The sequence below is a fragment of the Streptomyces griseoruber genome (genome assembly GCF_001514205.1).
In the GTDB taxonomy this organism is placed as follows: domain Bacteria; phylum Actinomycetota; class Actinomycetes; order Streptomycetales; family Streptomycetaceae; genus Streptomyces; species Streptomyces griseoruber.
The window spans coordinates 39001-49602 of record NZ_KQ948793.1 but is presented as its reverse complement, the minus strand read 5'-3'; the positions used below and the strand labels follow the sequence as shown (position 1 = coordinate 49602).

Annotated in this window: 9 protein-coding genes and 1 pseudogene; 1 reads left to right on the top strand and 9 read right to left on the bottom strand. The window is 68.6% G+C overall.

Annotated elements, in window-relative coordinates; translation table 11 throughout:
* Nucleotides 1-235 precede the first annotated feature (235 nt).
* The 8 genes from AQJ64_RS43375 to AQJ64_RS43340 all read right to left on the bottom strand — a co-directional run bounded on the left by AQJ64_RS43375 (nt 236) and on the right by AQJ64_RS43340 (nt 9424).
* A complete protein-coding gene (locus tag AQJ64_RS43375) occupies nt 236-1177 on the bottom strand; it encodes a fumarylacetoacetate hydrolase family protein (protein ID WP_055632324.1) in 942 nt (313 codons plus the stop codon).
* A gap of 213 nt (nt 1178-1390) precedes the next feature.
* Entirely contained in the window at nt 1391-2197 is an 807-nt protein-coding gene (locus AQJ64_RS43370; RefSeq protein WP_055632323.1) for an amidohydrolase family protein, read from the bottom strand.
* A 12-nt stretch (nt 2198-2209) separates the two neighbouring features.
* On the bottom strand, nt 2210-3388 hold the full coding sequence (locus tag AQJ64_RS43365; RefSeq protein ID WP_055632322.1) for an alpha/beta hydrolase: 1179 nt from the start codon (nt 3386-3388) through the stop codon (nt 2210-2212).
* A gap of 221 nt (nt 3389-3609) precedes the next feature.
* Complete coding sequence (locus AQJ64_RS43360; RefSeq protein ID WP_055632321.1) at nt 3610-4542, bottom strand: quinone oxidoreductase family protein; 933 nt, start codon at nt 4540-4542, stop codon at nt 3610-3612.
* 77 nt (nt 4543-4619) lie between these two features.
* Nucleotides 4620-5276, bottom strand: a complete 657-nt coding sequence (locus AQJ64_RS43355) for a TMEM175 family protein (RefSeq protein ID WP_055632320.1) — start codon at nt 5274-5276, stop codon at nt 4620-4622.
* Nucleotides 5277-5350: 74 nt separating this feature from the next.
* On the bottom strand, nt 5351-6886 hold the full coding sequence (locus tag AQJ64_RS43350) for an FAD-dependent monooxygenase (RefSeq protein ID WP_055632319.1): 1536 nt from the start codon (nt 6884-6886) through the stop codon (nt 5351-5353).
* Between the two features lie 172 nt (nt 6887-7058).
* Nucleotides 7059-8945 carry a TetR/AcrR family transcriptional regulator C-terminal domain-containing protein gene (locus tag AQJ64_RS47425; protein ID WP_079062305.1) on the bottom strand — a complete coding sequence of 629 codons (1887 nt, stop codon included), beginning with the start codon at nt 8943-8945 and terminating at the stop codon, nt 7059-7061.
* Nucleotides 8946-9109: 164 nt separating this feature from the next.
* Nucleotides 9110-9424: a putative quinol monooxygenase gene (locus tag AQJ64_RS43340; RefSeq protein WP_063788665.1), complete on the bottom strand. Its 315-nt coding sequence runs from the start codon at nt 9422-9424 to the stop codon at nt 9110-9112.
* A gap of 113 nt (nt 9425-9537) precedes the next feature.
* Here AQJ64_RS43340 and AQJ64_RS43335 point away from each other — a divergent pair, with 113 nt between their 5' ends.
* Complete coding sequence (locus tag AQJ64_RS43335) at nt 9538-10236, top strand: TetR/AcrR family transcriptional regulator (RefSeq protein ID WP_055632317.1); 699 nt, start codon at nt 9538-9540, stop codon at nt 10234-10236.
* Nucleotides 10237-10262: 26 nt separating this feature from the next.
* Here the strand turns inward: AQJ64_RS43335 and AQJ64_RS43330 are convergent.
* A pseudogene (locus AQJ64_RS43330) lies at nt 10263-10568 on the bottom strand (Tn3 family transposase); the annotation flags it as partial.
* Nucleotides 10569-10602: the final 34 nt, after the last annotated feature.

Genomic DNA, 10602 nt, shown 5'->3' with positions numbered 1-10602 from the left:
CTGAGCAGTCGATGCGTGTAGGGCGCACCACGGCTTCGAACGTGGTGTCGCTCTTCGACGGCCAGCGTGCAGCGCCCGGAAGCCGCAGCCGCCTCGACTGTGCCCAGGGCGAGGAAGACCACCGCGAGCAGCAAGGTGGGCCCGGTGGCTCCTGGCCCGCCCGGTGGCGCCGCCGACCGGGGCGCCGATCGGGTCTGCCGCTACTGCGACAGGAACTCCGCACCGGCACAGTCGATCATCCGGCGTCCCTTACGACCGTGCGCTGTCGGCCGAGGTCGATCGCGCCGCCATCGGTGGCCACGGTGGCCTCGATGACGTCACCGTCCTTGAGGTACTTCGGATTCCGGGACTGACCCTGGAAGAAGAGCTTCCACTTGGTTTCCTCAGGAATCAGGGATACGAGGGTCTGAACCGCCTTCGGGGGCGCGCTGATGGCCGTACCGACAGGTGTCCCGGTCAGGATGAGGTCGCCGGCGTCGAGTCGCTGGAAGCGTGCCAGGCTTTGCAGCGCCTCGAGGGGCTGGTAGATCATGTCGCCGGCAACCGGCATGTTCTGCCGCAGCTCGCCGTTGACCCACAGCTTGAGTCGCAGGTCGCCGAACCGCTTGAGTTCGTCGGCGTCGAGCAGCACCAGGAGGGGGCCGACGGGCGTGAAGGTCGGATAGGACTTGCCCTCGTAGTACTGCGAGCTGGGCAGCTGGACATCGCGTGCCGAGACGTCGTTGGTGACCACCAGGCCGGCGAGGTAGTCGGAGAGCGTGCCCTCGCTGATCCGGGTGCCGACCGGCAGGTGCTTGCCCACGACAAGCCCGATCTCGACCTCGTAGTCCAGCAGGCGCACATGGCTGGGCCGGATCACGTCATCGAAGGGGCCGCTGATGGAGGACGACGACTTGCGGAAGAACGCCAGCGGCGCGGATTCCGGATTTCCGCCGGTGTCCTTGACGTGCGAGACGGAGTTGATCATCTGGGCGATGAGGCGACAGGGCGCGGTGACGGGCGAGATCGGCGACAGGTCGGTGACGGCGACGCTGCCGCCGCTCGCCGCCGCCGCGGCGACTGCCTGCCGGTCGGCGAGCAGCTGCCCGGTGGTGGTGGCATCGGTGTGCACGTGCGAGGCGCCGGTGGGGGTGAGGACCCACCACGCGTCGGCGGTGCGCAGGACGGACATGCTCATGTGGGGGCTACTTTCAACAGGCCGCGATGGCGATTCAGGGCGAGTTCGTTTCGTTGTCCTCGCGCGGCGCGCTGATCATCACGCGTTCGCGGAGTGGTTCCCGGCCTGGTGTGATGCCGGGGAAGTCCTTGTCGGGTCGGCTGTCCCCCAAACGGAGGGCGTTGTCCCGCTGGGGACGTGGGTGGCGACGCGGGCACGGGCCCCTTCCGCACCTCAGCTCCAGCCGATCCAGTCGGCCACGGCGCGGCCCATGACCAGCTCCAGGTCGCGGCCTCGCAGCCAGGGCAGTTCCTCGGTGAACGTCGTCACCGCCTCGTGCCACGAGCAGTGGAGACGCGTGATGTCGGTGCCCCAGAACATCCGCTCGGCGCCGTATGCGTCGAAGACCTGCCGCAGTACGCCGTGCGTGTCGGCGAACGGGTACGGGCCCGTTGCCATGCTCGGTACGCCCGTGGCCTTCACCGCGATGTTGGGGTGGCGCGCGAGGGCGAGCAGGGTGTCGAAGTGCGCGGCCGCGTCGGGCAGTTTCGCGAAGGGGTTCACCGCGAGGTGGTCGATCATCAGCCGCATCTGCGGGTAGCGCGCGGCGATGGCGCCGACGGCGGGCAGATAGGGAGGCAGGACCATGAGCCCCACGGGGATCTCGCGGCGGTCGGCGGCCGCCCACAGCCAGTCGAGGTCGCCCGATGCGATGCGGTCGGCCATCTCCGGGGCCGCCAGCATGAAGCGCAGGCCCAGCATGCCGGGTTTGTTCAGCCATGCGTCGACGAGGGAATCGTCCGCGGTCTCGTCGAGGGGGAACCAGCCGAGGGTCGCGAAACGCTCGGGATGCTGTTTCGCCGCCTCCACGGCGTAGTCGTTCGCGTCGGTGTCCCAGACCGCCGGACAGTTGACGGCGCGGTCCACGCCGGCCTCGTCCATGTCACGCAGGGCGGTGTCGATGGTGTAGGGCGCGCGCCAGTGGTGCGGCGGCGCGTTCTCGCCGGCCCAGAGGTGGATCTGTGCGTCGATGATCTGCACGGGGCTTTCCTCTCAGTTCGTGATCTCGGGGCTCGGCAGGCCACACAGGCGTGCCCTCACCCAGTCGGCGACGAGGGCGTCGCGGTCGTGCTTGTGGTTGTAGACGCAGTGGTTGCCGTCGGAGAAGACCACCATCCGCTTGTCGTCCGTGGGGGCGCCCCGCAGAAGGATCTGCGCGAGGTCGTTCGAGACCATGGGGTCCTTGCCGCCCTGCACGACCAGCAGCGGATAGCCGGCGTTGGGTCCGTCGGCGAGCGGGGTGACGGTCTTCCACACGTTCATCGCCCGGTCCGGGTCCTCTGTTCCGCAGGCGGCCACCATCTTCGAGAAGAAGGTCCCCATGGTCGGCGGTACATGCCACGGGGCGTGGATGCCGCCGTTGTCGACGCACGCCCGGATCCGGGTGTCCTGCGCCGCGACGGCCATGGCGACGCTGCCGCCCATGCTGTTGCCGATGAAGCCGATCGGGCGGCCCGGCGAGCGCTCGGCGAGGAAGTCGACGGCTCGCCCGTAGGCGTCACGCCAGTGATCCGTGAGGTAGTGATTGTGGGTGAGCCGCGTCTCGCCCTGCCCCGGCCCGTCGAGCATCAGCGCGTCGACGCCTCGCGCCGCGAGTGCCTCGCCGATGCTGTCGAAATCCATGCCCCAGCCCTCGACGCCCCCGATGACGAGGGCCGAGGCGACCGCGGTGCCACGTGCGGGAATCAGCCATCCTGCCAAGGGACTGTGGTCGGTTTTGACCGTGACGCGCACCCGGTCGGCGCTCAACGCGGCGGCCTGTGCGTAGAGCTCCGCGGCCCGCGCGAAGATCTGCCGGCGCTCGGCGGTGTCGCACAGCATCATCATCTGACTCATGCGGAGCAGGGCGGACGCACGCCGCAGGTACCCGATCCGGGTGGGCGTCCCGGCGACCTCCGTGGCGCTCTCGACGCGACGCAGGCACACCTCCGCGAGCTCCGTGGCGGCCGATCGCCAGTCCTGCCCCTCGACCACGCGGGCCCGCACCTCGACGGCGTCCGCGTAGTCGACGCCGTAGCCGGTCATGCGCTCCAGCGAGAACTGGCGCAGCGCGGCCTGCGATTCGACCGAGAGCTTCGATGTGACGTCCTCCGTCTCCGTGCGGCTGCCGACGAAGTCGAGGGTCACGACCGGTGCCGGGCGGTCCTCGGCGACCTCCTGCTGTGTTGACATTCCTGAAGCTCCTCCTGTGCGGTCCGACGCATGGCGCTACACCCGGCGGTTGTCCGGCGTAGCTGCGGCAGCGTGAGGTGCGTCTGTGACAGCCGTCGCAGGGAAATGCGCAGCACCGGAAGGCGGCCAGTCCGGGGTGACCAACAGCCGCAATTTCGATTACAACGTAGCCGTAATGGCGTGCCTGGGCAACGGACACCCGGAGCGACGTCCGGTGAGGGTCAGGGCACCAGGACGATCCGGTCGGACATGCCGGCGGTCGCGGTCCAGGCGTGCTCGACCTCCGCAAGGGGGACAGCGCGCGCTCTGACGTCGAAAACGCCATGCGTGACGGCGGATACCAGCTTGGGGAGCTCCTTGACGAAGTCGCGGCCGGGGACCGATCCGATGCCGGAACCGACGATCTGCAGTCGCGTCGAGCGCAGCGCCGCGGAGGGGATCGGTGCCGTCGGACCGGCGACCGAGCCGATCTCGATCCAGGTCAGCGGTGCACTGCGGTTGTCGCGAGCGGTGAGCATGTCGACCATGGCCCGGGCCGTGGGCTCTCCCCACACATAGTCGATGACGATGTCGACGTCGGCCGCCAGGGCGAGTTCGTCGAAGGTGCAGGTTTCGTCGGCGCCGAGGGCCCGCAGTTCGCCAAGGCGAGCTGTGTCGCGTCCGGCCGCGATCACGTGTGCGGCCCCGAACCGTTTCGCGACCTGGATCGCCATCCGGCCGGCGTTTCCGGTCCCGCCCAGAATGAGGACGCGTTGCCGACGCCCGAAGTCGATGCGTCGGCGCAGCGCGACCCACGAGGACATCACGGGGTTCATCGCCGCCGCGATCTGGACCGGATCGATTCCGTGCGGGAGGACAACGCTGCGCCGGACGTCGATCACGGTGCGCTCGGCCATGGTGCCGAGGAGGGTGTCGTCCAGGACGGCGTACCGGATACGGCCCTTCGGGTCGCGTACGACGCCGTCGATGCCGGGGACGAGCGGGAGCTCGTCGGTGCTGGTGTAGTGCGAGCCGGACGCCTGGGAGCGGACACGCGGGTGGAGGCCGGCCGCGAGGACCTCGACGACGACCTCGTCGGTTCCACGGGCGACGGGATCGGGGTGGTCACGGTACTGCGGTGGATCATCGAACGAAGTAACGACCGCTGCATGCACGGCAACAACCTCCGGTACTCAGAGCCTCGGCTCGCCGAGGAAGGGACTGCATCTCGAAAACGGCGATTCAGTGACGCCTACTGCTTGATGACCGTGCGCCCCGGCTGAGCCCCGGGGTGGGTGGCCCACCGGGCGGCCAGCGCGGTGAGCACGAAGACCACTGCCCAGCTGTACCTGGCGCCGCTCAGACTGACGAAGGCGAACGGGATCGACAGCAGGAAGGCGGCCGTCGGGAACGTGAGGAACAGCTGGAAACGCCGCATGATGTCGGGCGCGGCGTGTGGCCGCAGCAGGCCACGGGCCCGACAGTGGTGCAGCGAGTTGATCAGAACCAGTCCGGTGCCCCCGACGGCGGCGGCGTACAGGACGGCGCTGAGCTGGTATGGGCTGTCCTCGATGAGGACCTTCGTCGCGAAGGGGATCAGGATGATGCCCAGCAGCCAGACGAAGTTCAGCCACAACAGCCGAGGGCTGAACCCGCCGATGCGGCCGAACAGCCACTTGTGCGCCACCCAGTACGCGGCGATGACCGCGAAGCTCAGCAGGAACATCGCGTAGTCCGGGAGGTGCTCCCGGAACGCCCGCCACACCTCGGCATCGCTTGACCCGTGAGGCACCGGCAGCTCCAGGGCCAGAAGGGTCAGGGCGATGGCGACGACCGCGTCACTGAAGAAGACCAGCCGCTCGTTGTCGGCCACGGCGGGGCCGTCGGTGGTCTCACTCGCCTGGGTCATGTCCGATTCCTGGTCTCGTGGAGTGGGTCGGGGCGGGCTGCGCGTCCAGCGCGCACGCGGTGCCGGGGCGGCTGTCACCTCGGGACGAATACCTTGGCTGCGGTGGCGAAGGAGGACGCCCAATCGCTCGTGATGATGCCGCCGACGTATCCGTCGGGCCGGATCAGGATCAGCGCGTCGCTGTCGACGCCGTAGGTGCCGGCCAGTTGGCCGGTGGCGTCGGTGATGTAGCCACCGTCGATTCCGCCCTCGACATGACCAGCAGCATGGCGGGCGCGACGGCCCTCGCGGACGGCGTAGCGGCGCAGTTCGGCGCCCTTGGCCGGCCAGGTCAGCTTGGGCAGGGCCTTGGTGGCCTCGGGGCCGAAGGCCAGCAGGGTGAAGTGCGGTCCCCGGAGGAGGTCGAACAGGCGGCTGGTGCCGGGTGCGGTGCACGGCGCGTCCGGCGCGCGGTCACCCACATGCAGGGTCCTGGTGGCCGGAGCGTCGGCGGGGGCGAGCGGGCCGCCACGGTAGGAGAGCGAGAGCTGACGCTCCTCGTCGCCGCGCTTCAGGCCGGCGACACGGTGGTTGCTGAGGCTCTGATAGAGCTCATTGGACTTGCCGAGGACGTTTGCGGCGATCGGGAGCCGCTCGGCCTCGTAGCTGTCCAACAGGCTGTCCGGCGCGCCGGCGAGCGCCTGGCCGAGCTTCCAGCCCAGGTTGTAGGCGTCCTGCACACCGGTGTTGAGTCCCTGCGCACCGGCCGGGGTGTGCACGTGGGCGGCGTCACCCGCCAGGAAGACCCGGCCCAGGCGATAGTGCTCGACGAGTCGGACATTGGGCCGGAACACCGAAGTCCAGGTGATGTCGCGGAGCTTGAGGCCGGTGAGCGCGTGGAACCGGTCCGCCAGGGCGGCGTGGTCGAGATTCGGTGTGTCGCCCGGCTTCAGCCGGATCATCACCTGGAACTGGTCGGAGTGCGGCAACGGGCACGCTCCCGCGGATGCCTTGGGCCACATGTGCCACCGGTCGCGGGACAGTCCGTCGATCGTGCAGTCGATGATGAGGGTCTTGTCGGACTCGTCGGTGTCCCCGACGAAGCCGAGCCCGGTGGCCACGCGGACCGCGCTCGCTCCGCCGTCGGCGCCGACGAGGTACTTGCTGCGCACCAGCTCGCCGGTGGAGAGCGTCGCCGTGACGCCGTCGGCGTCCTGCTCGAAGCCTTCCAGGGCGACCCCGTACTCGATGGTCAGTCCGAGGCGTTCGAGCAGGCGGTGCAGGATGGCGTCGGTGCGGTGCTGCGGCAGCAGGAGGATGTTCGGATAGGGCACGTCCGGGGTCGGCTTGTTCCGCTGCTGCATCTTCCATGGCGCGGTGACAGGCCCGAGGTGGAGTCCGGCGAGCGGGTAGGGTCCGCCTTCCGCTTGCGCCTCGTGGAGCACGCCGAAATCCTCGAGGACTTCCTGGGTGCGTGGCTGGATCCCCTTGGCGCGGGACCCCTCGAAGGCGTGTGGCGCCTTGTTGACGACGCGGACGCGAAGACCGCGCCGCAGCAGGTCGCAGGCCAGGGCGGAGCCGGTCGGGCCGGCTCCGGCGACGAGGACGTCGATGTCGGGAGTTTCTGTCATGGTGATCGACCTCAATGGTTCTCTCGAACGGGCAGCGAGCGGACACGCTGTGGTGTGGGGCTCTTTGAACCGGACCATGCGCCCGCTCTGGCGGCGGGCGGCGCCCCACTGCATGGAGTGGTTTCCGGGCCGCTGTCGAGCTGCCTGGTTCATCTCGTGCTCAGGTAGTGGTCTACGCGGATTCTTTTCGGATACAACGTAGCCGTTTATGGAAGAGGGGGCAAGCGGGGCGAGCTTGGGGGGCGCAGCATGCCGGGCATCCTGGTGGTGGGGGGCCGCCCAAGTCGGCTGGATCCGTCTCTGCGGGGCATCCCGGGACGTGCCCGGGTGGGCGCCTCTCCGGTTCTGTGGAGCGCCGAGGCTGTCGGCGTGCGGCCTGCTCCAGGCCGTCAAGGAGAAGGTCCAGGCCGAACCGGAATTCCTCGTGTACCGGTACGGAGGTCAGCTCGTCGGCGGCCGCTGTAGTGCTGGGGTGGATGGCCGGGCCGAGCGAGTGGAAGCAGTCCCGTTGTTGCATTTGGTCATCGGGGTTCGGTGTTCCGGGTGCGTGCTGCTGGATGGCGAAGCCGATCACGTGGTGGCTGATGGCGGTGAACGCGCGGGCAGCGAGGGGGACTGTGAACCCGTGCACCAAGAAAAGCCCGCCGAGTCGTTCTCTGGCGCGGAGACCGTGGGGGCCGATGGGGATCTGGTCGGCCAGCAGGGGAATTGCGTGGGAGTGTCGGCGCAGTGTGTGGTACAAGGCATTCGCGGCGACAGCTACGCCCTCCAGCCAGGGCAGGTCTTCCAGGTTGTCGGGTGTGACGCGAACTTCGCCCTGAATTCTCTCTGCTACGAGGATGAGGAGTTCGTCCTTGCTGTTGATGCGACGGTAGAGCGTCGCCGTCCCGGACTCGAGGGTCTCGGCGAGTGTGCGCAGGGTCAGTGCCTGGATTCCGATGTCGTCGATGAGCTTCAGGGCGGCGTCGACGATCCGGCCGACGTCCGTCTGCGGACGCCCGCGCTGATGGGCAAGTTCGGGTGCCCGGTTCGCCCACCAGGCGGGACTGCCCGGCACGGGCTGGATCTCCGAAGCCAAGTAGCAGCCCCCATCGGTGGTCGTTCTTTGAACTTGCGTGGTGAGGAGCCCGGCAAGTTTCGGAGTCATCGTATCCGTTATGAGGCTCGCGCAGTCTCCAGGGCGTCGTTGCCTGTCGGCCGTATCCCTTGGGTGTGCTCGTTGTCGTGTCCAGCCCCGGAGGGGAAGCTTGCCGATGGGGTGATGGCTTCGGCCGTGTAGTGCCTGCCTCGGGGCGGGGGTGCAAGGTCGTGCAGATGTTCTTGGCGGGTGCTTCAAGTGGTCATCGACGTACACGCAGGGTGCCATTGAGAAGATGTCCGACACGGTGGTCGCAATCCGTTGTCGGACCCCCTCCACGCATCTGAAGGTGTCGACCGGAACTATTCGCCCAGGTGTGATACCGACCGGGGTGTCTTCCGATCGGATCGCATCCGCCTCCAGGTGCCCGGTGCGCACGTCCTCGGTCTTCGCGGCCGCCACGGCGGGGCGGCGCCCGCCCTTGCCGGCCTCGGCCTTGGCGGCGCGTAGGCCGTCGTACGTGAGTTCGCGTTGGAGTTCGCCGGCGGCGGCGAGGGTCTGCACCATGAACTTCACTGTGGACAGCAGCTCGCCGGTGCGCGGGTGGCGGGCGGTGAGGTCCATGCCGGAGAAGGCGCCGTCGTGGATGCGCAGGGCGAGCCGGTCGCGGTGCAGGATGTCGAGTACGTCGAGGATGCGCCCGGTGCCGCGCACCAGGCGGAACATCTCGGAGATGTGCACGGTGTCGCCCGGCCGCGCGTAGTCGAGCAGCTTGCCGGACTTCGGCCGCTGGAGCGGGTGGAGGCGGCTGGGGGTACCGGCCTCTTCCTCGAAGCGACCGGGTCCTCGGTCCCGGCCTCGTCCAGGACGAGGTTCTGCCGGTCTGCTGGTAGGTCGAGACCCGCTTGTGGGCCAAGTTCGCCACCGAGGGCCCCTCTCCGTGCGGAGGATCGGACCCTGTCTGTCGTCAAACCCTGTCATCAATCACCATCGGATCTGATGGGATTCGGGCCGCCGTGAACCCATTGCGCGGGTTCATTGGATGCCCGCCGCGCCTGTCGTCATGCGCGTTCGACGACAGGCGGGCGGCATGCTCGTCGGGATCGGTGGGGTGCCCCTCAGGCGCGCCGGGCACCCCACCGCGCTCAAGCCGGGTCGGCGGGCAGAGCGGAGTAGGGATGGACTTCGATCCGCATGGGCGGCTCGGCGAGAAGGCCGATGATCTCGTCGCGCAGTTCATCGGCGAGCGGGCTGTTCTCGTAGGCGTCCTTGGCCTCGTGGCTGCGGAATACTTCCATGTTCCACAGCACGTCGGGGTCGGCGTCCTCGCGGGCGATGATGAACCGGTCGGAGGATCCCGACTTCTCCATCCCCTCGGTGGCCAGCGTGAACAGCTTGTCGCCGAGTCCGGGCTTGGCGCGCATCTTGATGAGGTAGGCGGGCTGGTCCTGCAGTGCCATGGTCTTCTCCTCCTGCTTTTCGCGTCGGGTGTCCGGTCCGAGCATGGCCGGTCACTGGAATGTCGTTCCAACGGAACTGTGGAACAGCATTCCATCCATGTCAAAATGAGGACGTGACATCACGGACGCGCAAGAAGCCCGAGCGGCGCCCCAGCCCTCTGACCCGCGAGCAGATCATCGAGGCCGCCATCGGCCTGCTGGACACAGCGGGTGAGAGCGGGCTGACCTTCCGGGCGCTGAGCGAACGCCTGGCCACCGGTCCCGGCGCGATCTACTGGCATGTGGCGGGCAAGGGCGAACTCCTGGTCGCGGCCACCGACCATGTCGTCGTCGCCGCGCTGAGTGAAGTGGCGGGGGCCGAGCCGACGGGCCGGATTCACGACGTCGCCCTCGGCCTCTTCGACGCGATCGAGCGGCACCCCTGGCTGGCCCCTCAGCTCACCGCTCAGATCTCCCACAACCCCGCCGGATCGGTGACGACCTGCATCTTCGAAGCCATCGGCCGCCAGGTGTACGCGCTGGACGTTCCCGCGAGCAGCTGGTTCACGGCAACCTCCGCCCTGATGCACTACATCCTCGGCGCCGCCGGCCAGAACGCCGCGAATCTCGCCCTCGTACGCAGCCTTGGTCCGGACACCGACCGCGACGCCTACATGGACTCCGTGACGGCCATATGGAAGCAACTCAGCCCGCAGGAGTTCCCCTTCGCCCGGGCGGTCGCGGATCAGGGACTCGACCACGACGACCGCGCGCAATTCCTCGCCGGCATCGACCTCATCGCCGCGGGCCTCACCGCCAGACGTACAGACTGATCAACGTCCTTGCCCGCTGCTGACGCTCACTCCGCCTCATCTTCGTCGTCCTCATCGAGCCCGGAGAAGTCCGGGTCGCGCAGCGGTCGCAGGGCGCCGGCGGCGGGGGCGGGGGCGGGGGCGGATGCGATGAAGCTGCAGCGGCCGAGCAGGTTCAGCTTGCGGTGCTTGAGCGGGGAGAGGCGGGCGATGTCCTTATCGCGGAGCTCGTGGCCTTCGGCGCGGAGCTGGGTGACGGCGGCGTCGACGTACTTCGTCGTCCAGAGCACGACGGCGTTGAGGACCAGACCGAGCGCACCGAGCTGGTCCTCCATTCCGTCCCGGTACGCCTGCTTGGAACCAACTGCCGCCGGGCTTCGGGCTGTC